Origin of the sequence: Pseudomonas morbosilactucae, from assembly GCF_023241665.1 — a bacterium.
GTDB classification, from domain to species: domain Bacteria; phylum Pseudomonadota; class Gammaproteobacteria; order Pseudomonadales; family Pseudomonadaceae; genus Aquipseudomonas; species Aquipseudomonas morbosilactucae.
Map to the genome: position 1 here is coordinate 1 of NZ_JALQCX010000025.1, position 25460 is coordinate 25460.

At 64.2% G+C, this 25460-nt stretch carries 24 protein-coding genes and 2 pseudogenes; 14 read left to right on the top strand and 12 right to left on the bottom strand.

Annotated features, from left to right (window positions below; genetic code table 11):
- Positions 1 to 128 precede the first annotated feature (128 nt).
- From M1B35_RS14190 to M1B35_RS14200, 3 genes are read left to right on the top strand one after another with little or no spacing between them, the layout of a single operon-like run.
- Positions 129 to 860: a TolC family protein gene (locus tag M1B35_RS14190; RefSeq protein WP_268262265.1), complete on the top strand. Its 732-nt coding sequence runs from the start codon at positions 129 to 131 to the stop codon at positions 858 to 860.
- A gap of 32 nt (positions 861 to 892) precedes the next feature.
- A complete protein-coding gene (locus tag M1B35_RS14195; RefSeq protein ID WP_268262266.1) occupies positions 893 to 1963 on the top strand; it encodes an HlyD family secretion protein in 1071 nt (356 codons plus the stop codon).
- Positions 1956 to 3518 carry a DHA2 family efflux MFS transporter permease subunit gene (locus M1B35_RS14200; protein WP_123335029.1) on the top strand — a complete coding sequence of 521 codons (1563 nt, stop codon included), beginning with the start codon at positions 1956 to 1958 and terminating at the stop codon, positions 3516 to 3518. The genes M1B35_RS14195 and M1B35_RS14200 overlap by 8 nt, the downstream gene beginning before the upstream one ends.
- 4 nt (positions 3519 to 3522) lie before the next feature.
- Here the strand turns inward: M1B35_RS14200 and M1B35_RS14205 are convergent, their stop codons facing one another.
- On the bottom strand, positions 3523 to 4290 hold the full coding sequence (locus tag M1B35_RS14205; RefSeq protein WP_123335031.1) for an AraC family transcriptional regulator: 768 nt from the start codon (positions 4288 to 4290) through the stop codon (positions 3523 to 3525).
- 195 nt (positions 4291 to 4485) lie between these two features.
- On the opposite strand from M1B35_RS14205, the gene M1B35_RS14210 reads away from it, so the two are divergent.
- A complete protein-coding gene (locus M1B35_RS14210; RefSeq protein ID WP_123336067.1) occupies positions 4486 to 4929 on the top strand; it encodes a hemerythrin domain-containing protein in 444 nt (147 codons plus the stop codon).
- 69 nt (positions 4930 to 4998) lie between these two features.
- On the opposite strand, the pseudogene M1B35_RS32230 reads toward M1B35_RS14210, so the two are convergent.
- From M1B35_RS32230 to M1B35_RS14225, 4 genes and pseudogenes are all read right to left on the bottom strand, one after another.
- Positions 4999 to 5943 (bottom strand): annotated as a pseudogene (locus M1B35_RS32230) (methyl-accepting chemotaxis protein); the annotation flags it as partial.
- 351 nt (positions 5944 to 6294) lie between these two features.
- Positions 6295 to 6579: pseudogene (locus M1B35_RS32235) on the bottom strand (PAS domain-containing protein); the annotation flags it as partial.
- A 301-nt stretch (positions 6580 to 6880) separates the two neighbouring features.
- Positions 6881 to 7186 (bottom strand): ArsR/SmtB family transcription factor, encoded by a 306-nt coding sequence (locus M1B35_RS14220; protein ID WP_123335036.1) that lies wholly within the window; start codon positions 7184 to 7186, stop codon positions 6881 to 6883.
- Positions 7187 to 7299: 113 nt separating this feature from the next.
- On the bottom strand, positions 7300 to 8424 hold the full coding sequence (locus tag M1B35_RS14225; protein ID WP_268262268.1) for an alkene reductase: 1125 nt from the start codon (positions 8422 to 8424) through the stop codon (positions 7300 to 7302).
- 390 nt (positions 8425 to 8814) lie between these two features.
- Here M1B35_RS14225 and M1B35_RS14230 point away from each other — a divergent pair, with 390 nt between their 5' ends.
- Entirely contained in the window at positions 8815 to 9327 is a 513-nt protein-coding gene (locus M1B35_RS14230) for a DUF4265 domain-containing protein (protein WP_268262269.1), read from the top strand.
- A gap of 43 nt (positions 9328 to 9370) precedes the next feature.
- Here M1B35_RS14230 and M1B35_RS14235 read toward each other — a convergent pair whose 3' ends face one another.
- The 3 genes from M1B35_RS14235 to M1B35_RS14245 form a co-directional block, all read right to left on the bottom strand.
- On the bottom strand, positions 9371 to 10039 hold the full coding sequence (locus M1B35_RS14235) for an HAD family hydrolase (RefSeq protein ID WP_268262270.1): 669 nt from the start codon (positions 10037 to 10039) through the stop codon (positions 9371 to 9373).
- 102 nt (positions 10040 to 10141) lie between these two features.
- The gene (locus tag M1B35_RS14240) at positions 10142 to 10603 is read right to left on the bottom strand and encodes a hypothetical protein (RefSeq protein ID WP_268262271.1); all 462 of its coding nucleotides are present in this window, start codon (positions 10601 to 10603) and stop codon (positions 10142 to 10144) included.
- Positions 10604 to 10656: 53 nt separating this feature from the next.
- Positions 10657 to 11790, bottom strand: a complete 1134-nt coding sequence (locus M1B35_RS14245) for a WG repeat-containing protein (RefSeq protein ID WP_268262272.1) — start codon at positions 11788 to 11790, stop codon at positions 10657 to 10659.
- A gap of 453 nt (positions 11791 to 12243) precedes the next feature.
- On the opposite strand from M1B35_RS14245, the gene peaA reads away from it, so the two are divergent.
- The 4 genes from peaA to peaD all read left to right on the top strand — a co-directional run bounded on the left by peaA (position 12244) and on the right by peaD (position 16837).
- Positions 12244 to 13827, top strand: a complete 1584-nt coding sequence (gene peaA / locus M1B35_RS14250) for a quinohemoprotein amine dehydrogenase subunit alpha (protein ID WP_268262273.1) — start codon at positions 12244 to 12246, stop codon at positions 13825 to 13827.
- 80 nt (positions 13828 to 13907) lie between these two features.
- Positions 13908 to 15338: a quinohemoprotein amine dehydrogenase maturation protein gene (gene peaB, locus M1B35_RS14255; RefSeq protein WP_123335046.1), complete on the top strand. Its 1431-nt coding sequence runs from the start codon at positions 13908 to 13910 to the stop codon at positions 15336 to 15338.
- 1 nt (position 15339) lies between these two features.
- Positions 15340 to 15663, top strand: a complete 324-nt coding sequence (gene qhpC / locus M1B35_RS14260; RefSeq protein WP_123335048.1) for a quinohemoprotein amine dehydrogenase subunit gamma — start codon at positions 15340 to 15342, stop codon at positions 15661 to 15663.
- A gap of 40 nt (positions 15664 to 15703) precedes the next feature.
- Positions 15704 to 16837: a quinohemoprotein amine dehydrogenase subunit beta gene (peaD, locus tag M1B35_RS14265; RefSeq protein WP_268262274.1), complete on the top strand. Its 1134-nt coding sequence runs from the start codon at positions 15704 to 15706 to the stop codon at positions 16835 to 16837.
- Positions 16838 to 16921: 84 nt separating this feature from the next.
- Here the strand turns inward: peaD and M1B35_RS14270 are convergent, their stop codons facing one another.
- Genes M1B35_RS14270 through M1B35_RS14280 form a run of 3 tightly spaced genes read right to left on the bottom strand, consistent with a single transcriptional unit; the run spans position 16922 to position 18697 of the window.
- Complete coding sequence (locus M1B35_RS14270; RefSeq protein WP_268262275.1) at positions 16922 to 17323, bottom strand: lysozyme inhibitor LprI family protein; 402 nt, start codon at positions 17321 to 17323, stop codon at positions 16922 to 16924.
- Positions 17324 to 17369: 46 nt separating this feature from the next.
- Positions 17370 to 17780: a GFA family protein gene (locus M1B35_RS14275; protein ID WP_268262276.1), complete on the bottom strand. Its 411-nt coding sequence runs from the start codon at positions 17778 to 17780 to the stop codon at positions 17370 to 17372.
- Positions 17777 to 18697, bottom strand: a complete 921-nt coding sequence (locus M1B35_RS14280) for an ADP-ribosylglycohydrolase family protein (protein ID WP_268262277.1) — start codon at positions 18695 to 18697, stop codon at positions 17777 to 17779. Before M1B35_RS14280 ends, M1B35_RS14275 begins: the two co-directional genes overlap by 4 nt.
- Positions 18698 to 18845: 148 nt before the next feature.
- On the opposite strand from M1B35_RS14280, the gene M1B35_RS14285 reads away from it, so the two are divergent.
- The 5 genes from M1B35_RS14285 to M1B35_RS14305 all read left to right on the top strand — a co-directional run bounded on the left by M1B35_RS14285 (position 18846) and on the right by M1B35_RS14305 (position 23735).
- Positions 18846 to 19379: a sigma-70 family RNA polymerase sigma factor gene (locus M1B35_RS14285; protein WP_123335059.1), complete on the top strand. Its 534-nt coding sequence runs from the start codon at positions 18846 to 18848 to the stop codon at positions 19377 to 19379.
- The gene (locus tag M1B35_RS14290) at positions 19379 to 20311 is read left to right on the top strand and encodes a FecR domain-containing protein (protein ID WP_123335061.1); all 933 of its coding nucleotides are present in this window, start codon (positions 19379 to 19381) and stop codon (positions 20309 to 20311) included. The genes M1B35_RS14285 and M1B35_RS14290 overlap by 1 nt, the downstream gene beginning before the upstream one ends.
- Before the next feature lie 103 nt (positions 20312 to 20414).
- Positions 20415 to 22907 (top strand): TonB-dependent siderophore receptor, encoded by a 2493-nt coding sequence (locus M1B35_RS14295; RefSeq protein ID WP_123335063.1) that lies wholly within the window; start codon positions 20415 to 20417, stop codon positions 22905 to 22907.
- 83 nt (positions 22908 to 22990) lie between these two features.
- Complete coding sequence (locus M1B35_RS14300) at positions 22991 to 23449, top strand: SRPBCC family protein (protein ID WP_123335065.1); 459 nt, start codon at positions 22991 to 22993, stop codon at positions 23447 to 23449.
- A complete protein-coding gene (locus M1B35_RS14305; RefSeq protein ID WP_259740433.1) occupies positions 23436 to 23735 on the top strand; it encodes an ArsR/SmtB family transcription factor in 300 nt (99 codons plus the stop codon). Before M1B35_RS14300 ends, M1B35_RS14305 begins: the two co-directional genes overlap by 14 nt.
- A gap of 395 nt (positions 23736 to 24130) precedes the next feature.
- Here the strand turns inward: M1B35_RS14305 and M1B35_RS14310 are convergent, their stop codons facing one another.
- Entirely contained in the window at positions 24131 to 25456 is a 1326-nt protein-coding gene (locus tag M1B35_RS14310; RefSeq protein ID WP_268262278.1) for an aminotransferase-like domain-containing protein, read from the bottom strand.
- Between the last annotated feature and the right edge of the window lie 4 nt (positions 25457 to 25460).

Genomic DNA, 25460 nt, shown 5'->3' on the forward strand with positions numbered 1-25460 from the left:
CGCGCCGCCGGTGCCCGCCGTGGCCCTTGATGTGGCGCGTGCCCAGGGCCTGCTGGAGGAGGTGGCGGCCAGCCTGCCGGGGCTGGAGGCTCGGCGCCCAGCGTGGGCTGGCCGAGCTGGCGGTGTGGATGGGCCGCCTGCCCGCCGAGGTGCCGACTGAGGCTCGGGCCTGCACCGCAGCGCCTGAAATGCTGGCGCCGCTGCCCCAAACCGACGGGCTGGCGATGCTGCGGCGACGCCCCGATGTGCGTCAGGCCGAGCGTCAGTTGGCGGCCGCCACGGCGCGGATCGGCGTGGCCAGGGCCGAGCTGTACCCGCGCATTGCCCTGGGCGCTGGTGTTTCCAGCTCCACCCACCATCCCGATGGCTTGGATGCCGGTGGCGCCAGCGTCTGGCAACTGGGGCCGCTGCTGTCCTGGAGTTTTCCCAATATCAGCGCCGCCCGCGCCCGCATCGCCCAGGCCAGTGCCCGGGAAAGTGCGGCCCTGGCGCGTTTTGACCAGCGCATTTTGCTGGCCCTGAAAGAACAACAGCAGGCGCTGGGTGATTACCAGGGCGCCCTGCAACGCCAACAGGCCCTGCACCAGGCGGCCAGGCATTACGCCGAAGCCCGGCGTCTCGCCGCGTTGGCCCGTGCGGCCGGGGCCACCAGTGCCCTGGACGAGCTGGATGCCCTGCGCCGTGACGTGGAGGCCCGCAGCCAGTCGGCCGCGGCCGATGCCCGCGTGATCGACGCCCAGGTGCTGCTGTTCAAGGCCATGGGCGGCGGTTGGCGGGATGCGCCGGTCATCGCCTTGCCCGACGCCACCGGGCCTGCCCCTCAATCTTCCGTCCGACCTGCCCGTGAGCCTATGCAATGACCGATCAAGCCGCCCCTTCGATGGCCCGCCCCATGACCCGACGTCGCCTCCTCAACTATGTTGGCGCGGCGCTTTTACTGCTGCTGGCATTGGCCTGGGGCCTTCACTGGTGGTTCAACGGACGCTTTCTGGTGGCCACTGACAACGCCTATTTGAGGGCCGACATCGTCACCGTTGCCCCGCGTGTGGCTGGTTACTTGGCGACGGTGGAGGTGCAGGATAATCAGCCGCTCAAAGCCGGTGCCGTACTGGCTCGGATCGACGACAGCGACTATCAGGCTCGGCTGCAGCAGGCCGAAGCCGCGCTGCAAGAAGCCCAGGCCGCTACCCGTGCCCAGCAGGCCCGTATCGCCAACCTCGTCGCGCGCCAGCAACAACAGCAAAGCCTGATTGCCCAGGCTCAGGCCGGGGTTGGCGCGGCCGAGGCCGAATCGCGACGGGCCGAGCAGCAGATCCATCGGCAACGCCAACTGGCCCGTCAGGACGTCAGCAGCGCCCAGCAACTGGAGCAGGCCGAGGCCCAGTCCCGGCAAGCGGCGGCCGCCCTGGTCGCTGCCCGGGCTGGCTGGACGGCGCGGCGCCAGGACGTGGCGATCCTGGCCACCGAGCAACAACAGGCCCAGGCCCGACGCGACGAAGTCGAGGCTTCCGTGGCCCAGGCACGCGCCCAGTTGGAACTGGCCCGCATCGATCTGGCGCGGACCCAGATCCGCAGCCCGGTGGACGGCATCGCCGGGCAGCGCAGCCTGCGCGTGGGCCAGTACGTGGACGTCGGCACGCCGCTGTTGGCGGTGGTGCCAGAGGAGGCCTATGTGGTGGCCAACTTCAAGGAAACCCAGGTCGACCGCCTGCGCCCCGGGCAACCGGCGCATATCGAGGTGGACGGCCTGGACGGCCAGGTCCTCAACGGCACCCTGGACAGCTTTGCCCCGGCCTCCGGCGCGCAATTCGCCCTGCTGCCACCGGACAACGCCACCGGCAATTTCACCAAGATCGTCCAGCGCATGCCGGTGCGCATCCGCCTGGACCCGGGGCAGCCGCGCCGCGCTGAGTTGCGCCCGGGCATGTCGGTGGTGGTCACCGTGGACACCCGTCATGAGTAGCGCCGAGGCCGTTCCGGCGATTTCCCTGCGCACTTGGGTGGCGGTGCTGGGCAGCGTGGTGGGCTGCTTTATGGCCGGCATGAATGTGCACGTGACCAATGCCTCGCTGCCGGATGTCCGTGGCTCCCTGGGCGCCACCTTCGAAGAGGGCTCGTGGATCACCACGGCCTACCTGGTGGCGGAAATCATCATCATCCCCATGACCGGCTGGCTGGTGTCGGTGTTTTCCATGCGCCGGGTGCTGATGGTCGGCAGCGCCGGCTTCGTGCTGTTTTCCATTGCCTGCTCCCTGGCGCCGACCATCGAGAGCCTGATCCTCGCCCGGGTCTTGCAGGGCGCGTTCGGCGGCGTGCTGATCCCTTTGTCGTTTCAACTGATCGTCAGTGAATTGCCGGCGGCCAGGCACCCCTTGGGCATGGCCCTGTTTGCCGTGGCCAACAACGTCGCCCAGGCCGCCGGGCCGTCCCTCGGCGGCTGGCTCACGGACGCCTATTCGTGGCGCTGGATTTTCTATTTGCAGGTGCCGCCCGGGCTATTGCTGTTGGCGGCCATCGGCTGGTCGGTGCGCCCGCAACCCATGGCGCTGGAGAAGTTGCGCCAGGGCGACTGGGGCGGGATCGCGACCATGGCTGTGGGCCTGGCGGCGTTGCAGATTTTGCTGGAGGAGGGCGGCCGGCATGACTGGTTCGCCTCGTCGTTTATCGTCAACTGCGCGTTGCTGGCGGTCGTAGGGTTGCTGGCGTTCGTCTACATCGAACTGCGCCGTGAGCAGCCGTTGATCAACCTGCGCCTGCTGGGCCGCTACAACTTCGGCATCGCCAGCCTGATGCAGTTTTCCTTTGGTGCGGTGGTGTTCGGCGTGGTGTTCCTGGTGCCCAACTACTTTGCCGAGATCCACGGTTTCAACGCCCGGCAAATCGGCCTGATGATGATTCCCTACGGCCTAGTGCAGTTCGCCATGTCGTTCGCCACGCCGCGTTTGATGCGCTGGACCAGCGCCCGCACCATCATCATTGCCGGCTTTGCCTTCACCGCCATCGGCTGCCTGATGAACATGCACCTCAACCCTGACGCCTCACTGAATGTGATCGTACCGTCCCTGGTGGTGCGAGGCATTGGCCAGTCGCTGGTGGTGGTGGCATTGGGCGTGATGGCGATCCAGGGGCTGGAAAAAGAGCAGTTGGGCTCGGCCTCGGGGTTGTTCTCCATGGTGCGCAATGTGGGCGGCGCCATCGGCATCGCGCTGTCCAGCCAGATCGTGGTCGAGCGAGAGAAGTTGCACGCCCATTACATTGGCGAGTCACTGAACCTGTTTACCCAGGCCACCCAGGAGCGCTGGGCGGCGTTGATCAATGTCTTGGGCCAGCGCCACCTGGACACGGCCAGTGCCCTGCATTCAAGCGCTGCGGGGCCCTTGCGCCAGCAGGCTTTGGCGCTGATGGACAAGGTGGTGCACCGCGACGCCTTGTTGCTGGCCTACAGCGATGGTTTCCTGCTGGCCGGGCTGGCGATGCTGCTGTGCGTGCTGGCGGGGTTTCTCTTGCGCCGGGCCTGAAGCCTCAGCGGTAGAACGCCGAAGGCGGGGTGCCGAACTGGCGCTTGAAGGCCGCGGCGAAGGCGCTCTGGCTGTCGTAGCCGTGCTGCAGCGCCACCTGCACCACGGGCATGCCTTGGGCCAGGCACTCCAGGGACATCAGCAGCCGGGCCTGCTGGCGCCAGCGGCCGAAGGTGATGCCGGTGTGGCGCTGGAACTGGCGATGGAAGGTCTTGGCGCTCATGGCCAGCCGGTCGCTCCATTGCTCGGCGGTGCTGCTGTCGGCGGGGTCTTCGGCCAGGGTCCGGCAGACCCGCAGCATCCGCCCTTCCTCGGGCCAGGGCAGGCTGAACGGCAGGATCGGCAAGGAGCGCAGCTCATCGAGGATCAGGCGCATCAGCCGTCCGTCCCGACTGTCCTCGGGGTAGCCATCAGCCACTTGGGCGGCGGCCAGGATCAGCTCGCGCAGCAACGGCGAGACCTCGATCACGCAGTCGTTATCGGGCAGGTCGCCCATGGCATCGACATTGACGAAGATGCTGCGCATGCGCACCGCCCCACGCATACGCACGGTGTGCTCCACACCGGCCTGTAGCCACACGCCGCGGCTGGGCGGCACCACCCAACGCCCGGAGCGGGTGTCGATCACCAGCACCCCTTCGATGGCGTAGGCCAGTTGCGAGCGCGGGTGACTGTGGGCGGGGATCACGTGGCCGTTGGGGTAGTCCACCGCGATGCTGGTGACAGGGGTGGCCAGGCTGTTGATGGAAGACACGACAAACACATCGGACATGGAAACGAACCGCCTTGGGGCCTGTGGCAAAACACCGGGCGGCCATCATAAAACCAAATGTCCATTTCAAGACAAGTGGCGCCTGATGACCTGGAAAAGGTTTGGTTTCTGGCAGTGCAATCAGGTTGAACCGTCGTTCTTGCGCCAGTGTCTAGTCAGAACAACCCCGTGATTGGCCTGTTTGGAGAACTGTCCTTGAACATTTTTGAAGCCCTGCGTGAAAGTCATGAACGTCAGCGCGGTTATGCCGCGGCACTGATCCAGACCTCCGGCGACACCCCTGAGCGCACGGCCGCCTATGCCCAGCTCAAGGCTGAGCTGCAGGCCCACGAAACCGCCGAAGAACGGTTTTTCTACGTGCCCCTGATGGAGCATGACAATGGCGTTGACCTGAGCCGCCATGCGATTGCCGAACACCATGCGATGGACGAGTTGATGGAGGACCTGGACGACACCGAGATGTCCAGCCCGGCCTGGCTGGCCACCGCGAAAAAGCTCGCGGAAAAGGTGCATCACCACTTGGAGGAAGAGGAACAGAAGTTCTTCCAGATGGCGGGCAAGATCCTCGATGACAAACAGAAAGACCAGTTGGCCAATGGCTACGTCAAAGAGTACGAAGAGCAGTTGGCCGCGGAGTAAGCTCCTGCGCTGAGCCTGAGTGGCCAGCGCTGGCGCCTGCAGCGGCGCCCGGGCTGGCCAACCGGGTTTTCAGCGGTTGAAACGCTCCACCAGGGAATACTGGGTGGCGGCGGTCTGGGTCAGTTCCTGGCTGACCTGGGCCGAGTGCACGGCCTGTTCCGAGGTCTGATCGGCCAGTTGGGCGATGGTGGTGATGTTGCGGCTGATCTCTTCGGCCACCGCCGTCTGTTCTTCGGTGGCGGCGGCGATCTGCGTGGTCATGTCGGTGATATGGGCCACCGCGTCGCTGATCCCGGCCAGGGCCTGATCGGCTTCCAGGACCCGCGCCACGCCCTCTTCCGCCTGGCGCTGGCCGTCTTCCATGCTCTGCACCGCATTGTTCGACGAGGTCTGCAACTGGCTGATCAAGTTGTGGATCTGGGTCGTGGACTGGGCCGTGCGTTGGGCCAGTTGCCGCACTTCGTCGGCCACCACGGCAAACCCCCGGCCCATGTCGCCGGCGCGGGCCGCTTCGATGGCGGCGTTCAACGCCAGCAGGTTGGTCTGGTCGGCGATGCCTTTGATCACATCCACCACACTGCCGATTTCATTGCTGTCGCGCGCCAGTTGGGCCACGGTTTCGCCGGTTTCCCCGACCACATTGGACAGCCGCTGGATGGCCTCGCGGGTATCTCGGGCCACGTCGCGGCCACGGCGGGTCAGCTGATTGGCCTCTTGGGTGGCGTCGGCGGTGCGCTGCACGTGGCTGGCCACTTCCTGGGTGGTGGCGGCCATCTGGTTCACCGCCGCCGACACCTGTTCGGTTTCCACCCGCTGGCGTTCCAGGCCACGGGAGCTGTCGCCGGCCAGGCGGTCGGAGCGACCGGCCAGTTCATTGAGCTGCTCGGCGGTGTCCTGCAGGCGCGTCAGGCAGGTCTTGAGGCGTGCATTCTGGCTGACGAACGCCGTCTCCAGGCGCCCCTGAGTACCGGGTTCATCGCTGTACATCAATGCTAGCAAGGCGTCCGAGGTGGAGGCGTCGGTCATGCGCAGCACACGTTGCAGCGCCTGGTTTTGCCGTTGCTGGGCCAGCAGCGCCAAGGGCAGTGAAACCACGGCGGCGACCGCAAAGGCCAGGGGCGGGGCCAGCCAGAGGGCGCTCAGGCAGCCCGCCAGGCCCGCACCGAGCACCGGCAGCCAACCGAGCAATGCCGGCTGCCAGCGATGCCATGCCGGGATGGCCGCCTGGCCCAGATTGAGGCGTTTGTACAGCGCATCGGCCCGACGCACTTGCTCGGCGGTAGGCTTGACCCGCACCGACTCGTAACCCACCACGCGGCTGCCGTCGAAGATCGGCGTTACGTAAGCGTTGACCCAATAGTGGTCGCCGCTCTTGGAGCGGTTCTTGACGATGCCCATCCACGGCTGCCCCTGCTTCAGGGCGGCCCACATATGGGCGAAGACGGCGGGGGGCACATCCGGGTGACGGACGATGTTTTGCGGCGCGCCGATCAGGTCTTCGCGGACGAAACCGCTGATCTCGACGAATGCGTCGTTGCAGTAGGTGATCACGCCATGAGCATCGGTGGTGGAGATGAGCTTCTGTTGCGCAGACAGCGCAACCTCACGCTGTGTGACGGGTTGATTGTTTCTCATTTCCAGTTGCTCCATGTGTCCTGTGAAAAGCCATCGGCTGACAACTGCCAAAGGTGAATGTTTTTTAAATTCACCTTTTATAACAATGCGTTGCGATTATTGTCCGACAATAATCGCCTGCCTGTAAAACGCCATCATCGACCCCCGGCGCCCATTGTCCACGGGCACCCTGCAGGCAAAAAAAAGCCCGCTTAACACGGACTGAAATGGGATTCTGCAAAGGAGTGACTATCAATCTAGGCGAGTCCAGGTGAAAACGCCGTGAAGAAAATGTCGTGACGATGGCAATGGGGGGCGATCAGCGAAGGCGGGCGTGTCAGATCAAATCGTTCAAGGCCTGCTGGAACTGCGCGATGTTCTGCTCGTGGCGCTTGTAGTAGGTCCAGGGGCCGATACGCTGGGAGGTGACCAGTTGCGCCCGTTGCAGGGCGGTCAGGTAAAGCGACACGGTGGATTGGGACAGGCCCACGCGCTCCTGGATGATGCTCACGCAGACGCCCACTTGCTCAGGGTCGACTTCCTGTTCCGGGAAGGACTGCCGGGGATTTTTCAGCAGGCTGAGGATGTTCAGGCGGGCCGGGTTATCCAGTGCCTTCAGCGCTTCGCTCACATCGACACTCATTGCAGACACCTGATCACCGTGGATTTTGACGGCGCGATGGTAAGACATGACCGCCTGATCAACAAGCTGGCGCCCCCTGGCCGGCCCGGCACGGGAGCGCCTGGGTGCGTCGGCTATTCGGCGTAGGCCGGATAGTCGACATAACCGATGGCGGTGCCGCCGTACAGGCTGGCTTCATCCACCGGGTTGAGCGGCCACTGGTTGGCGATGCGCTTTGGCAGGTCGGGGTTGGCGATAAAGGGGCGGCCAAAGGCGATCAAGTCCCCCCAACCCGCGTCCAGTACCTGCTTGCCGCGTTCGGCGGTGTAGCGCCCGGCGTAGATGATGGCGCCGCTGAAGGCGGCCCGTACCGCCTGGCGGAAGGTCGCCGGCAGTTCCGGGGCGTTGTCCCAGTCGGCTTCGGCGATGGACAGGTAAGCCACGCCGGCGTCTTCCAGTACCTGGATCGCTTCGAGGTAGGTGGCGTGAGGGTCTTCTTCCACCAGCCCGAGATAGACCCGGGCCTCGTCGGTGCTGCTGAACAGCGGGGCAAAACGCACCCCCAGGCGCTCAGGGCCGACCACGGCGGCCACCGCGGCAATCACTTCGCGCAGAAAGCGCAGGCGGTTTTCCAGGCTGCCGCCGTATAGGTCTGTGCGCTGGTTACTGTGGGCGGAGATGAACTGGTTGATCAGGTAGCCGTTGGCGCAATGCAACTCCACGCCATCGAAACCGGCGAGCAGCGCGTTGCGCGCGGCTTGGGCATACAGCTGCACCAGTTCTTCGACTTCCTCGGTCTCTAGGGCTCGGGGCGGCGACGGCTCGGCCAGGGTGCCGGTACCGGGCCCGGTCTCGATAAACACGCTGACGTTTTTCGCGGCAATCGCCGAGGGGGCCACGGGCGCCCGGCCATCGGGTTGCAACGAGGTGTGGGAAACCCGGCCCACGTGCCACAACTGGGCAAACAGGATGCCGCCTTCGGCATGCACCGCCTCGGTCACTTGGCGCCAGCCCTGGATCTGCTCCGCGGAGTGAATGCCCGGGGTCCAGGCATAACCCTGGCCGCGGGGTTCGATCTGCGTACCCTCGGTGACCATGAACCCGGCGCCGCTGCGTTGCCGGTAGTAAGTGGCCATCAACGGATTGGCGATGTTGCCCGGCTGCGAGCTGCGCGAACGGGTCAGAGGCGGCAGTACCACGCGGTTGCGCAAGGTATAGGGCCCGAGTTGGGTGGGGGTGAACAGGCTGTGCTGAGGCATGGGGATTCGCTTGGACAAGGAAGTGGAGCGGGGGCGAACTATATTTCTAGATATTGATATATGTCAATATTTGCATGTTGAAGCGAAGATTCGGGAAGGGCGGTGCCTGAAGACAATGCTCACCACCTTTTTAGAATATTCGGTTTGTGCTTTCAGACCTGTCCGATAGAAGCGCCCCAGGCAGCCACGTATATTTCCTCCCGCTCGCCCAGCCAAAGGGGGTACTTCGGCTTAGGTGCCACTGCCGAAGTGTGGGCGAGCACCCTTTCTGCCTTTCCAGCGCCTGCCGGGTTCAACCCACCGCAATCCTTGCTCTTGTCACTGTCCAGCGCCGTCGAAGATGCCGTTATGATGGTCGCCCTTTCCCGGCTGACGGCCTGATCCGAGCTTATGAATCAAAACCACCCCCGCCCCGGCGCGTACTGCGCTTCCCTGCATACCCTGATCGAGGTGTACGCCGACAACGATGACGGCCACCCGGTGTACGAAGAACTGCCGGCGCGCAAAGTCGACACCTACATCTACGAATTGCTCAGTTCGCCCGGCCTGGCGCTGAACCTGGCGCGGGGCGACATCGTCTCCATCAAGAACCCCCTGACCCACGCCGTGGTGCTGCAACGCGGCGGGCATTTTTGTGTGCAGGTGTATGCCGACACCTTTGCCGACGAGACGCTGGTGCGACTGGAATTGGAGGTGGCGCAGAGCCTGGACGGCACCCTGGATGGCGTTGCCGAAGGCAACCTGGCGCTGAGCATTCCCGCCACACAGGGCCTGGAGCGCACCAGCCGTTTTTTCGACCAGTTCTTTGCCGACACTGACGCCCAGTGGTTCTACGGCAACATCTACCAAAACCTCGACGACGATGAAGATGAAACCCTGCTGGACTGGTGGCTGACCGAGTAAAGGGCCAACCGGTGCCGGCCTCAGGACAAGGCCGGCAGGCAGGTCAGGCGGTTGCCCCGAGCATGCGTTCGATCTGCGCCCACAGCTGCGGGTCGTTGAAGTCGTCGACCACCAAGTGGGCGCCGGCCCGCAACAGGGTTTCCCGGCTTTGGCTAGTGGCCAGGCCGACAGTGAAAATCCCTGCGTTTACCGCCGCCGTCAGCCCGGGCACCGAGTCCTCAAAGGCCAGGGCCTGGGTGGCCGGGGCCTGCAAGCATTCCAGGCCGGTGAGGTAGGGCAGGGGATCGGGCTTGGCCCGGGGCAGTTCCTCGGCCACCAGTACGGTGTTGAAGCGCTGGCGCAAGCCGAGCACGCTGAGCATGTGTTCGGCGTTGGCCCGTGGCGCGTTGGTCACCACGCACACACCAATGCCCTGGGCCTGGGCAAAGTCCAGCAGGCGTACCAGGCCCGGCATGGGCGTGAGTTGTGGCGAGAGTTGGCGAAAGCGCACTTCTTTGCGTTCGGCAAAGGTCTCGTGCTCGGCCACCGTGCGTTCGGGGAACAGGTAGCGACACATATTGGCGTTGGCCTGGCCGCTGACATGGGCTTCGAATTCTTCCTGGGTGAACACCCGATCGTCCTCCTCCAGCAGCAGTTGTTGCAGAGCCAACAAGTGCAGGGTGTCGGTGTCGGTCAGGGTGCCGTCGAGGTCGAAAAGCAAGGCGTTGAGCATGGGGGCGGTTCCTGTCGGGCCACGTCCGGGCCGGTGGCTGAAGCGATCAAGCCCCGCATCCTAGCAGGCTTGTTCGCCACCGTGGCCCGGTCGTGTCAGGGCTCAGCCTTGTTCGCTGGCACCCTGTGCCTGACCCTCATCGGCTGTCTCGGGTTGCGGGCAGTAGTCTTGCGCGTTGGCTGGCCACAGCACCTTGTTCTGGCCATCCAGCACTTGCTCGGCGCCGCATTCCAACTGGCTGACGGCAAAGCTTGTGGTGCCGTCCAGGCGGTACAGGGCCTTGAGGCTGCGGGTCTGATCGTCACCCAGGCCTTCCAGGGCATAACCGAAGATCGCGCCACGGGCTTCGTCGATCACCAGTTCCTGCCACTGGGCCGGGATCAGGCGTTGGCCCTTGAGGTCATAGAGCGCCACTTTCGACAGCGACGTGGTGTCTTCAAAGGCCAGCAGGAAGTGGCCGCTGGCGTCCAGGCGGATATTGGCGTACTGCCCAGGCTCCAGCAGCACCTTGCCCTTGGCGTCCATCACGCCCACGGTCTGGACCTGAGTCGGCTGGCCGAACACGGTGGTCTGTTTTCTCGGGCTGTTGGCGGTGCTGAAGATGAACAGGTCGGCATTCAGCGCACCGATCTGGGTGTAGGTCGCTTGAACAGTTCGACGCCGTTGTCCACATCGAAGATACCGAAGGTGGCGCTGAAGGCGTTTTGCAGGACGCCGGTCTGGTTGTAGCCCGACACCTGCTTGAGCATGCCCATGGGGCTGAAGCCGGCAGGCTCTGCCGAGTCGTAGACCGGTTGCACCAGCCACTGGCCCTGGCGGTCGATCAGCCCGGCCTTGGCCCGTTCCCCTTCAGCGCCTTTGGCCATCACCAGCGCGCCCTTCTTGCCGAACACCTGGCAGGTGGAAAACTGCGCCGGGATCACCGTCTTGCCCTGGAAATCCATGTAGCCGCATGGGCTGTCATAGGCTTGTCGAAACGCCACCAGGCCGTCGCCCGGCACGCCCATCCACTGGTAACTCAGGTCGGTGACCAGCTTGCCCTTGGCATCGGCCAGACCTTTGCCCTGGCCCTCGGCGCTGACCACCAGGTACTGGTTGCCCGCCGACTCGATGCTGTCGAACTCTACCTGGGTCTGTTCGCCGGTCTTGAGGTTGAGCGCCCATTTCTGGTCGCCGTGTTCACCGGTCATCCAGCCGCCGCGCTTGGTGAAGTCATCGCGCACCACGCTGGAATCCCACACCGCTTCGGTGACCACCTGGCCCTCGGGGCTGAGGATGCCGCGCTTGCCATCGAGCTCGTAGACGATGAAGTCGTCGTTGCCGCCGACGTACAGGTCATCGAAGCGCGGTGCCTGGATTTGCTTGCCCTGCTGGTCCATGACCCCCAGCTTGCCGTCCTGGCCGAAGCCGAAGTAACCCGGGGTCAGCAGGCGCAGGTCGTCGGTGAAGTTGGCCTTGATGATTTGCTTGCCGTCGGCACCGGCCAGGTTCCACAGGCCGTCCTTGGCGAACAGGAAGCTGCTTTGCAGAGGGATCGACACCACGGCGTCGTAGTCGTTGTCGGGGCTGACCCGCACCACAGCGTTCTGGTCGAGCACCGCGCATTCACCGTTGGCGCACAGCGGCACCACCAGCGGCGCAGGGGCTACCGCCTGGGCCTTGGGCGCGGCGTCTTCCTTGCAGCCGACCAGGGCCAGGGCCGACAGCGAGAGGATGAAAGAGCCGATACGGGCGGTGGTATGTCTATCCATGAACAGAGGTTCCTTGAGCATTGACGATTCTGGGCACTCGGCGCTTGTGGCACCGGCGCGTAAGGCGCGCCGATTGTCCAAGGCTGGGCCGAAAATGCAAGTGCCATCATCCTGAAATCACGCTGGGCGGGTGTATTTCGCAATAAAGCCCCTGGTCGGCCTGGCGCCGGCTTTACTGCAAACACGGCGGCGGGCGCGTCGCCTTGGCCGGCCCACGTCTCACACTGAGACGTGTGTCGCGAAATTGAACGGCATTCAGCCCTTGGTGGGCGCCTATTGGCCGGATTGTATTTTCAAGTTGTTGATTAGGTTGGTTTTTATAAGCTGGCACGCTCCGTGTATTGCTCAAGCCAGACGTTTCTCTTGCCTCCATGACCGGCCTCGCCGGGCGTGGCAGAAACCATAAAAACGACCGACTAAAAATAAGAAAGCACCGTGGGAGGTTCGACCTAGATGAAGAGAAAACTCCGCTTGAGGCTGACCGGCAGCCTGCTGGCCATGACCGCCTGTGCCACCTTGCATGCACCGCCCAGCTTCGCCGATGCGCGCGACGCCCAGACCCTCCTCAAGCAAACCTGCCAGGGCTGTCACACCCCTGAAGCCGGCGACGCCCTGAGCCGCATCAGCCATCAGCGCAAGACCCCGGAGGGCTGGCTGATGAGCATTGCGCGGATGCAGACCATGCACGGCTTGCAGATCAGCGATGACGACCGCCGCACCCTGGTCAAGTACCTGGCCGACACCCAGGGCCTGGCCCCCAGCGAGACCGATGGCGTGCGTTACGCCCTGGAGCGCCGGCTCAACACCGTCGAGCACTTCGACGAACAGACCAGCCAGATGTGCGGCCGCTGCCACTCCGGGGCGCGGGTTGCCCTGCAACGTCGCCCGGCCGAGGAATGGGAACGCCTGGTGAACTTCCACCTGGGGCAATGGCCGTCCCTGGAGTACCAGGCCCTGTCCCGGGATCGGGACTGGTTCGACCTGGCCCGCAAGGACATGGTGCCGTTGCTGGCCAAGCGTTATCCCCTCGACAATCCGGCCTGGAAAGCCTGGCAGCAGGCCCGTCCCCAGGCCGAGGCGCTGGCGGGTGACTGGAGCTTCAGCGGGCACCTGCCGGGCAAGGGCGAGTTGGCTGGGGTGATGAGCGTGGCAAGCGCCGGCGCTGACCAGTTCAAGGTCACGGTCAAGGGCCAGTACGCCGACGGCAGCCCGTTCAATGGCGAGGGCAGTGCGATCCTCTACAGCGGCTACGAATGGCGCGGCAATGTCACGGTGGATGGCGTGGTCATGCGCCAGGTGCTGGCGGCCAAGGGCGACGAACTGCAAGGGCGCATGTTCGAAGCCGAGCATGATGAGCGCGGCCTGGACTTTGTCGCAGCCAGGCACGGCAGCCAACGTCTGCTGGCGGTGCAGCCGGGCTACTTGAAAACCGGTGGCGAAAGCGAAGTGACCCTGGTGGGCACCGGCCTTGCGGGTACGCCGAGCTTCGGCAAAGGCGTGCAAGTGCTCCAGGTGCTGGAGCAGAGCCCCGAGCGTATTCGGGTCCGCCTCAAAGCGACGGCCGATGCCAAGCCGGGTGTGCGTGAGGTCAGCGTCGGCACGCTCAAGGGCGCGAGCCTGGCGGTGTACAACCGCATTGCCGAGGTCAAGGTGGTGCCGGCGTTCTCCGTGGCACGGATTGGCGAAGGCGGCGGTTCGACGCCCAAGGTCCAGGGGCGCTTTGACGCCGAAGCCTGGGGCAAGGGTGCCGATGGCAAGGCCTATCGCATCGGCGTGGTCCCGGCGCAGTGGAAGGTCGAGGCCTTCGACGAGCGCGCCAAGGACGACGAAGACGTCAAGTTCGCCGGCACCATGCAGGCCGATGCCGGGGTGTTCACCCCAGGCGACGCCGGGCCCAACCCGCAACGCAAGATGTCCACCAATAATGCCGGCAACCTCAAGGTCATCGCGGCCGTGGAGGACGGCGGCAAGGCGCTGACCGGCGAGGGTCATCTGATCGTCACCGTGCAACGCTGGAACAATCCACCCATTCCCTGAGGCGCTGTTGAACAGAGCACGACAGAGACTTTCAGGAATGACCGCAGGCCCCCGAGAAGGGGGCTGCACAGGAGGTTGTGATGGGCGCAATTTTGAACCTGGTGGAGCGTAACCTGCATGAAGTGCAGGTGGACGCCGACCGCATGCTGTTCCATATCCCCAGCAGTTCGCTGTTCGCCAGCGATGAACTGACCGGAAGCATCATCGACACGCTGCGTGGTGCAGGCTGTTCCTCGGACGATCTGGTCCAGCGTCTGGCGGCCCGCTACGACGGTGCGCAAGTCACCGAAACCCTGCACGAGCTGATGGCCCTGGAGCTGGTCAGCGATGGCTCGCCCCTGACCCCGGACATCGCCGTGCGCCGGGTCGAGCGCACGGCGATCAATACCGTGGTGCTCAACGTCAACACCGGCTGCAACCTGAGTTGCACCTACTGCTACAAGGAGGACCTGGACAAGCCCTCGGCCGGCAAGAAGATGGAGGTCGAGACCGCCATCGCCTCGGTGGAAATGCTGCTCAAGGAATCCCCGGACGAAGAACGCTTCACCGTGGTGTTCTTTGGTGGCGAGCCCCTGAGCAACCGCAAGCTGATCGAGTACATGGTCGACTACTGCGAGAAGCGTTTTCGCGAGGCCGGCAAGTTCGTCGAGTTCGTCATGACCACCAACGCCACCTTGCTCACCGAAGAAACCGTGGATTACCTCAACGCCCACCGTTTTGGTTTGTCGGTGAGCATCGACGGGCCCAAGACCGTGCACGACCGCAACCGCATCACCGTGGGCGGGCAGGGCACTTACGACGTGGTACGGCGCAAGGCCGAGATGCTGCTGTCGCGCTACAACAGCCGGCCGGTGGGCGCTCGGGTCACCCTGACCACCGGCGTCACCGACGTCGAAACCATCTGGGATCACCTGTTCAACGAACTGGGGTTCGCCGAGGTCGGCTTTGCCCCGGTGACCTCCGGCGATATCAGCAGCTTCAACCTCTCTGGCGAGGAATTGATCGAAGTCTTCGCCAGCATGAAACGCCTGGGCGGGCGCTACCTGGAGGCGGCCCTGGAGCATCGCAATATCGGCTTCTCCAACCTGCACCAACTGATTACCGACATTCATGAAGGGCACAAGAAAGCCCTGCCGTGCGGTGCCGGGTTGAAGATGCTGGCGGTGGATCACAAGGGCGAGCTGAACCTCTGCCACCGTTTCACCGGCTCGTCCCTGCCGACCTTCGGCAATGTCCACAGCGGGGTGAAACAGGTGGAGCTCAACGACTTCCTGTCCCAGCGCCTGGACCGCAGCAACACCGGCTGCGAGAGCTGCCGCATCCGCAATCTGTGCTCCGGCGGCTGCTACCACGAGAGCTATGCGCGCTACGGCGACCCGGCGCACCCGACCTATCACTATTGCGAGCTGATGCGTGACTGGGTGGATTTCGGCATCGATGTCTACAGCCGGATCATGGCCCACAACCCTGCGTTCATCAGCAGTTACATCACTCCGCGCAAGGCCCACTGACATGAAGCATCTCAAGCCGATCAACAACAAAGCCCAGAAACTGGAACAGGCCGCCGCCGACAACCGCATCGAAGAGGTGGTGGCGATGAACTCCGTAGCCGGTTGTGCCTCGACCACCGACCCAGGCTGGGAAATCGACGCCTTTGGTGGTGTGTCGTCGCTGTGCCAGCCGATGGAAGCGGACCTCTACGGCTGCTCCGACCCTTGCTGGTGGCCGGCCCAGGTGCCGGACATGATGAGCACCTACCCGGACTGGAACAAAGATGCCCAGGCGTCCAACGAGAGCTGGCGCAACCTCGGCACCGTGTTCCCCAAAGACAAGTAACCGCCCGTAGACAGCAACGGAACAGAAGAAGGATTCCAGCATGCGATCCATTACTGCTTGCGGCCTGGCCGCTTCCGCCATCCTGGGTGCCTGTTCACTCAGCGTCCTGGCCGATGAAGCGCCGGCCCCTGAAAACCGGGCCTTGAACCCCGGCCATGAATACATGGTGACCACCAATTACCCGAACAACCTGCACCTGATCGACCTGGCCAACGACAGCCTCTACAAGACCTGCAAGATGCCCGACGCCTTTGGCCCCGGCAGCGTGCAATTGTCGCCGGACCGCAAGATCGCCTACGTGCTCAATAACCACTATGCGGATGTCTACGGCGTCGAGCTGGACAGCTGCAAGCAGGTGTTCCACGCCAGCATCACCCAGCAGCCCGGGGAAAAGGCGCGTTCGATGTTTGCCTTCACCGTCAGCCACGACGGCAAGGAGCTGTACACCGTGGCCAACCCGACCCAGATGCTCAACGACCGTTATGAGGTGAAACAGCCGCGCCTGGACGTCTACGCCACCGACGCCGGGATGAACGCCAAGCCGGTGCGCAGCTTCCCGGCGCCGCGCCAGCTGACCATCATGCAGAGCGGCGACGACGGCACCCTGTATGTGGCCGGTGCCGACATTTACAAAGTGAATGTGCAGACCGGCAAGTTCGACGTGCTGATCCCCAGCCGCCACTGGAAACGCCCCAACTACAGCGCCCCGGATGTGCTCTACGTGTGGAACCAGCAGACCTATCGCCACGATTTCTCGCTGCTCTACACCACCGCCAAGTTCAAGGACAAAAAGCAGGACCCGGCCACCGCCGATTACCTGTACGGGCTGTTCAGCGTCGACCTGAAGACCGGCAAGACCGAAACCACGGACTTTGGCCCGTTGACCGAGATCTACTTCAGTGGCATGCGTTCGCCCAAGGACCCGAACCTGATGTTCGGCGTGCTCAATCGCCTGGCCAAGTACGACATCAAGCAGAAAAAACTGCTGCAGTCAGCGACCCTGGATCACTCCTACTACTGCATTTCGTTCAACAAGGACGGCAGCAAGATCTACCTGGCCGGGACCTTCAATGACGTGGCGATCTTCGACGCCGAGAGCCTGAAGCAGATTGGCAGCGTCAAGCTGCCGGGCGGCGACATGGCCATCACCACGGCGCAGATCTTCGTGCGCTGACTTCGTCTGCCGCCACCGGCTCCTGTCGTGGGCGCCGGCTGGCCGGCAAAGTCCCTGCCGACGCCTTCGCGGGCAAGCCTGCTTCTACAGTCCGGGTACCGGGCAGCTCAGGTCGCCTTCCTGGCACTTCAGGTAGGTCTTGAGTTGTTCCACCCGTGCCTTGGTCAGTGCCGTGGTGCAGTTGCTGTACACCAGCGGGTACACGCTGCCGCCTTCCACCCCTGATGCAGAGAAACCGCACTCGGCATCGCGAAACGCAACCCAGGCACGCTGGGCGCCGACCAGTTGCTTCTTGATCTCGGGCTGGTCTTTCAGGCGCTGGTTGATCTGCTGGTAACGGGCATTGAGTTCTTTGTCGGCGGCTTTGTACTGCTGGGCGGCGCACTGGTTCATATCGCCTTGGGTGACCGCGTTGTCACAGTTGTCGGCCTGGGCCAGCGGGGCCAGCAACAGCGGCATCAGGGCGAGAAGCAGGGTAGGGCGCATGAGCAATCTCTCTGTGAAAGGGGGGCGGTTGGAAAGGTGAGGAAGATTAGCCGGTGGCGGGTGGCTGCCATTCAGGCCACGTTTCCACGTCTTCATGGGTCAGCCAGGGCACCGCGTGGGAGGTCCAGATCTGCACGTGGGGGACGCTGCCCGGATCATCATCCAGGGTCGCCACCCGCAGGATCACATGGGGCTGCCCCGGCCGCTCGGCCAGTAGATGGGAGCCACACACCGAACAGAAGTGCCGCAGCTTGCCCGGCGATGACTCGAAGGACGAGAGCTTTGCTTCCCCACTGAGCCAGCGAAAATGCTCGCGCATCACCCCGGCGGTGGAGGCGAAGGCCGCGGCGTGGGCCTTGCGACAGGTGCGGCAATGGCAATGGCCGATGGGCATGTCCAGGCCATCGACTTCGTAGCGCACGGCCTGGCACAGGCAACTGCCTTGTAGGGGCTTCATGGGTGCGACTCCCCGTTGGCCAGTTCCAGCAAGGCATCGGCGCTGGCCTGGATCTCATCGGCCATGTGCAGTTTGGCCAGCCACACCTCGGGAATGCCCTGGACCCCGTAATAGGCGCCCGCCAGTTGGCCGACGATCGCCGCCGTGGTGTCGGCGTCATCCCCCAGGTTGGTGGCTTGCAGCACCGCGTCGGCGAAGCTGTCGCTGTGCTGGAAACACCACAATGCGGCTTCCAGGGAGGCGACGCAGTAACCGCTGCCGACAATCGCTTCGCGGGGTTTTTCCAGGTACTGGCCCTGGGCAATGGCCGCCACCTTGGGTTCGCTGAAGCTCAGGTCCGTCAGCCGTTGCAGCTCGGCCTTGGTGGCCCCGTGCAAGGCCTTGGCGATCAGCGCGGCGAACAGTTGGCAGCACTCGATGGCTTCCGGCGCGGCGTGGGTGGTGCGCGAGCTGTCGGCGGCCAATTGGGCAATACGCTGGGCATCGGGGAAGGCGAACAGCACCACCGGCGCCAGGCGCATCAGCGAGCCGTTGCCAGCGGTGTAGGGGTTGCTCGAACCGGAGTAGGCGTTGCCCGTGGCCTGGAACTCGGCCAGGGCCTCGCGCACGGTGATGCCGATGTCGAAGCACTCGCCGGTGGCGCTCAGGTAGCCCCATTGCCACCAGTTGAGGTAGCGGCCCATCTGGTCCGCCGGGTTGAAGGCGCCTTTGTTGATCAGGCTTTCCGCCAGGCACAGGGCCATGGAGGTGTCGTCGGTCCACTGCCCGGCCTTGAGGTTGAATGGTCCGCCGCCAAGCATGTCCGTGACGGGGGCAAAGGAACCGCGGGGTTTGAACTCCACCGTGGTGCCGACGGCGTCGCCGCAGGCCAGGCCAAGCAGGCTGCCACGGTAACGGTCAGAAAGGCGCAGAAGCATGAATCGTCCTTGGGGTCAGGCTGGGGCTTGCGACAGTAGCATTTTCCCGTCGGGGAATGGACAGCACACAGGTGCCCGCTGGTTGCGTATTGCCGTGCCTTGAACATTGGATTAAATTGCGACTCATTCTCAATAGCGCGCCACGTCTATGCCTCCGGTCGTTTCCTATCCCACGCCTCATCAACCCATTGCTGCACTGTATGGCGATCATCACGGCTGGCTGGTGGGCTGGTTGCGTGCTCGCTTGGGTTGCTCCCAGCAGGCCGCGGACATGGCCCAGGATACGTTTATCCGCTTGCTCACGGCCGACCCGCAAAAGGCCGTGGTGACCCAACTCAACGAGCCCCGGCATTTCCTGGTGACCATCGCCAAACGGGTGATGATCGATAGTTTTCGCCGTCGGGCCCTGGAGCAGGCCTACTTGCAAGCCCTGGCCGAACAGCCTGAAGCCCTGGGAATTTCCCCGGAAGAACGCTGGATCCTCCTGGAAACCCTGCAGCGCCTGGACGCCATGCTCGACGGCCTGGGGCGCAAGGTGAAGCGTGCCTTTCTGCTCTCGCAATTGCAGGGCCTGCCCTACAAGGACATCGCCGAGCAGTTGCAGGTGTCGGTGAGTTCGGTGACCAAGTACGTGGCCAAAGCCACCGAGCAGTGCCTGTTCTTCGCCCTGGACAATCCGTGATGGCCCCGGACCCGCAACGTCAGGCCTTGAGCGCGGCGGCCCATTGGCTGGCCCGCCTGGCAGCCGCCCCGGGTGATCCGGAGTTGCAACAGGCGTTTCGCGCCTGGCATCAGCAGAACCCGCAACACCAGTGGGCCTGGCAGCGTGTGGAGCAATTGCAGGCCCAACTGGGCAGCCTGCCGCCGACCCTGGCGGGCAAGGTTCTCGATCCGGCGCGCCTGGATCGCCGTACCGTGCTCAAGGGGTTGGGCCTGGGCGTCGGCGCCAGTTGGCTGGGCTGGTCGGGCTACCGCCAGGCGCCGGTGTGGCTGGCTGACCAGCGCACCGCGGTAGGCGAGCGGCGCACCCTGCAACTGGCCGACGGTAGCCGCTTGAGCCTGGACACCGACAGCGCCGTGGACATTCGCTACAGCCCCGAGGTGCGCCTGCTGACCCTGCGAGCGGGGGCAATTCTCATCGAAACGGCCCAGGACCCACGGCCGTTTATCGTGCGCAGCGCCGAGGGCGACTTGCGCGCCCTCGGTACTCGCTTCAGCGTGCGCCAGGACGACGGCCTGACCACCCTCAGCGTGTTGCAGCACGCGGTGGCGGTGCGCCCGAGCCATCAGTCAGGGGAAACCGTGGTCAACGCAGGCCAGGCTGTAACGTTCGACAGCCAGCACCTGTTGACCCGCAGCGACATTGAACCCGGGGCCGGCGAGTGGAGCCAGGGTCGCTTGCTGGTCGACGGCTGGCGCCTGGATCACCTGCTGGCCGAATTGCAGCGCTATCGCCACGGCTACCTGGGGTGTGATCCACAAGTGGCGCACCTGCGCGTATCTGGGGCCTATCCTCTGGATGACAGCGAGCGGGCCCTGGCGGCCATCGCCCGGGCACTGCCGGTGCGGATTGTCCAGCGCACGCGTTTCTGGACTCGGCTGGTGGCGGCCTGAGCCCGGGCAAAAAATAAATTCACGGTGCCTTGTCGATTGTCGGGTGCTCGTTCGACTCCCTCCTGAAACACACCCTCTCGCCACCGGATTATCAGGAGTCAGCATGTACCCAGGGCCTAGCACCGCCGTCGATCACCCCCGTCTTCCAGGGCGCACCCGGTTTGCCAGAAAACCGTTGGCCGTGGCCGTGTTCGGGGCATCCCTGGCCCTGCAGTATGCGCTGCTAGAGCCTCTGTTCAACGACGCTGCCCAGGCCTGCGCGGCGGCCCAGGTCAAGCAGTACCAAGTTGAAGGCGGCGCCTTGGGCAGTGTGCTCAGCCGCTTTGCCGGGGAGGCCGGGGTGGTGCTGTCGTTCGATGCCGGGTTGACGGCCGGCAAGCAAAGCCCGGGTCTTAATGGCACTTACAGCGTCGAGCAAGGGTTTGCCCGGCTGCTGGCCGGCAGTGAGTTGATGGCGCTGGGCAATGCCGATGGCAGCTTTGGCCTGATACCCGTCAGCAGCGGCTCGGCCCTCACCCTGGGGCCCACCTCGGTCACCGCCGGGGCGCTGGGCATGACCACCGAAGGCACTGGTTCCTACACCACCGGCGCCAGCAACACGGCCACCAAGTTGCCGTTGTCCCTGCGCCAGACGCCACAGTCGGTGAGCGTGGTCACCCGGCAACTGATGGACGACCAGAACCTCTCCAGCATCAACGACGTGCTGGCCTTTACCCCGGGCGTCTCCAGCAACCATCGAGACAGCGACCGCTACACCTTTTACGCCCGCGGTTTCCAGATCCAGAACTTTCAGTACGACGGCATCCCGGGTCAGATCGCCAACGAATCCCAGCAGTTCACCGAGAGCCTGCGGGACATGGCGGTGTATGACCGGGTCGAGGTGCTGCGCGGCGCTACCGGCCTGCTCAGCGGCGCCGGTACGCCGTCGGCCACCATCAACCTGGTGCGCAAGCGGCCCACTGCGCAGTTCCAGGGCTATGTTTCCGGCCAGGCCGGTGCCTGGGACAAGTACCGCACCGAAGTCGACGTTTCCGGGCCCCTGACAGACGCCGGCAACGTACGTGGGCGAATGGTTGCGGCCTACCAGACCCAGCAGTCCTTTCGTGATGGGTACCAGCAGGAAAAGCGCGTTCTGTACGGCGCGCTGGACGTGGACCTGAGCGAGGACACCCTGCTGCGCTTGAGCCTGGATTATCAGAACAACAATTCCGACGGCGTGACCTTCGGTGATATGCCACTGTTCTACAGCAACGGCCAGCAGGCGCGTTTTTCCCGCTCCTTCAACCCGGCGGCGCGCTGGAGTTACCTGGACAATACCCACTACAATTTCGCCGCCATCGTCGAGCACAAGCTGGCCTATGACTGGAGCCTGAAGGCCGGTTACAGCCATCAATACGCCTATCGCCATGGCACGGTCGGCTCGGCCAGCAGCGGCGCGCCGGACCCAGTCACCGGCAGTGGCACCGCGATGTTTATCAACCGCCTGGACAGCTTCCAGACCCAGGACGGCCTCGACCTCTACGCCTCGGGGCCCTTCAGCCTGGGCGGGCGCCAGCATGAGTTGGTGCTGGGGGCCAATACCGCCTACACCCACCTCAACAACCCCGCCTACGAGCGGCAGAACCCGCTGGTGCCGGACATCTTCCAGTGGGACGGACGGCTGGTGGGCAAGCCGCACCTGGCCAAGACCGAGGAGAGCCTGACGCGGCTGCGACAGTCTGGGGTCTACAGCGCCGTACGGCTGAAACCTTTCGATCCACTGTCGATCATCCTTGGCACCCGGGTCAGTTGGTGGAACCAGCAGGACCGCAGCCGCGACGAACTGACCGGCCTCAGCACCGGGGCGGACGACTCAACGAAGAAAAGCGGGGTGGTCACGCCTTATGCCGGGGTGATCTACGACCTCAACTCGCAGTATTCGCTGTACGCCAGCTACACCAGCATTTTCCTGCCCCAGACCTACTACAAGACGGCCAGCAACACCTCCCTGGCGCCCTTGGAAGGCGATAACTACGAGATCGGGCTCAAGGGCGAGTTCTTCGACGGTGCGCTGAACGCCAGCGTTGCGCTGTTCGATGTGGAGCAGAAGAACACCCCCGAGCAGATCGGTGTGGATGCGGTGAGCGGTCGTGAGATCTATCGACCTATTGCGGGCACCAGCACCCGCGGCGTCGAGACTGAAATTTCCGGCGAGCTGCGCCAGGGTTGGAACCTGTTCGGTGGCTACACCTACCGTGAATCCCACGACAAGGACGGTCAGCGGGTCTCCGCCAACCAGCCCATGAACCTCTTCAAGCTGGGCACCACCTATCGCCTGGGCGGGGATTGGCAGCGCCTGACCGTCGGCGGCAACCTGATCTGGCAAAGCGAGATCTACGCCACCCGGACCTTTGGCGATGTGACACGCAAGGCGACTCAGGAGGACTTTGCAGTAGTCGGGCTGCTGGCCAACTACCAAGTGGACGACCATCTGTCGGTGGGGCTGAACGTTAACAACCTGTTCGACGAGAAGTACTACGACGGCATGGGCACCTTTAATTCTGGCTCCTACGGCGAACCGCGCAATGCCATGGTCAATGCCAAGTGGACCTTCTAAGGCCTGCCCAACGGTCGGAGTCATGCAACTCATTGGTTGCGTTTGAGCCAGGGCCAACTAGTGTTCAGCACTGGAGGTAACCCATGAACTCATCTGATCGCATTGAACGAAAAATCTTGCTCAAGGCCCCGCGTGCCGAGGTTTGGGCGGCGCTGGCGAATGCCGAAACTTTCGGCAGCTGGTTTGGCGTGGCCTTGGCCGGTCAGGCGTTTGTGCCTGGCCAGCGGACGCGCGGGCCGATTACCTACCCCGGCTATGAGCACCTGGTCTGGGATGTGTTGATCGAGCAACGGCTGCCCGAGGAGGTGTTGGCGTTCAGCTGGCACCCCTATGCGGTGGACCCGGGGACCGACTATTCGGCCGAACCCACCACCCTGGTGCAATTCGAACTCGAAGACCTGCAGGGCGGCACTTTGCTGCGGGTCACCGAGTCGGGCTTCGATGGCATCCCGGCACAGCGGCGGCTCAAGGCCTTTCGCATGAACAGCCGTGGCTGGGACGAGCAGATGAACAACATCGAGACCTACCTTGCTCAACCCTGACCCGGCCTCACGGGCGATCATGGAGCGCTCGGCGCTGATCTTTGCGGCCCTGGGCGACGGCACCCGCCTGCGCCTGGTGGCGCTGCTGTGTGAGGGCCAGCCCTTGTCCATCAGCCAACTGACCCAGGCCACCGATATCAGCCGCCAGGCGGTGACCAAGCACCTGCAAGTCCTGGCCCTGGCCGGGCTGGTGCGCGACGCCAAGCAGGGGCGCGAGCGGCGCTGGGCCCTGGAGCCGACACAATTGATCCTGGCCCTGCATGCGCTGGAGCGTTTCTGCCGCTGAACAACTCAGGTTCGCGCCTGGGGCTAAGGGTTTTCGGAGGGGAGGGCTATAGCGAATGTCTTACGTCAGACGGTAAGAATATCGCCTTTTGCCCTCAGGACTTTCCCCGTAACCTTCATTCCATCAACTGCAGCACAGGAAGTGCTGCAGGATCAGGGACGATCGACCATCTGCATGGAGGCACCGACAGGGAGTCACCGATGGTCTTGGAGAAAACCCGCTTCGGCGGGTTTTTTTTTGCCTGCGATTCGAGCAAGCAGCCTGTCGCGAGTTCGCCAGCGATGAGGCCCGCAAGATCACCATCGCCGGCAAGGCTCTTGCATCCCCGAACACATCTGTAGGCGCCGGCTTGCCAGCGATAGGGCCCGTAAGGCCACCCTCCCCGTGAAGCCCATTCACCGCGTGACTTCATGGCGAACCTGGGTCAGGGCCTGTTCCAGCAATGGCAGGCCAATGGACCCCAGGGCCAGCCGCAATGCCTGGGGCACATGGGCGGTGGTGGCGAAGGGCTGGGCCGAGGTCACCCGCACGCCCTGTCGCTCCAGGGCACCGACCACGCTGTCGGCGCGCAGGCCTTCGGGCAGTGTCAGCCAGAGGTAATAGGAACTCGGGTGAGCCAGGTACTCACAGCCCTTGAGCACTCGTCGTGCAAGTGTTTGCCGAGCCTGGGCATCCAGGCGCTTCTGTTCTTCCAGGCTGTCCACCAAGCCGGACTCAATCCAGCGGCAACCCAGGGCCACGGTCAGCGACGGCGTGCTCCAGGTGGACACGCGAATCGCCTGCTCCAGGGCCGGGATCAATGCCAGGGGCGCGGCGATAAACCCCAGGCGCAAGCCCGAAGCCACGCTCTTGGATAAGCCGCTCACATAAATCGTGCGCTCTGGAGCGAGGTTTTGCAGGGGCTTGGGCGAAGGCTCGGCAAGGAAGGCGTAGGCGCCGTCCTCGATCAGCAGCAAATCGTAGGCTCGGGCCAGGTGCACTAGGCGTTGCCGGTCGGCGTCGGGCATCACTGTGCCCAGGGGATTGTGCAGGGTCGGCATGCAATACACGGCCCGCACCGGCCGCCTTTGGCACAACGCTTCCAGGGCATCCAGGTCCATTTGTCCCTGACGCTGGGGCAGGGCTTCCAAATCCAGGCGATGACTGTGGGCCAGGGTTTTCATTCCCGGGTAGGTGAGGGCGTCGAGGGCGAGCACCTCCCCCGGCTTGAGCAGCGCCATCACCGTCACCGCCAGGCCTTGCTGCGCACCGTTGACGATCAGCACCTGGTCACCGCCGACCCGTACCTGCCGATTGCGCAAATGCCGGGCCGCCGTTTGCCGCTCGTGGGGGCGCCCGCCTTGGGGCGCCGAGTGCAGCAGGGCATCCAGGTCCCCCGAGGCGGCGATGGCGCGCAATCCTTCCCGCAGGCTTTGTGCCTGGCCGGGCAGGGACGGGTAGTTGAAGGTCAGGTCGAGCAGGCCGTCGGCCGCCGGCTGTTGCTCCAGGCCCATGCCCCGGGGCAGGCAGGTGTCGCGGACAAAGGTGCCGCGGCCCGGCTCGCCCACCACCAGGCCAGTGGCTTCCAGTTCGTTGTAGACCCGTAGCGCCGTGGCCAGGGCCACCCGTTCCTCGGCCATCAAGGCACGCACCGTGGGCAGTTGGGTGCCCGGGGCCAAGTGGCCATTGCGAATCAGGCCTGCGAAGCGGTCGACGATGATTTTGTAGCGGGTACGGGACATGGCA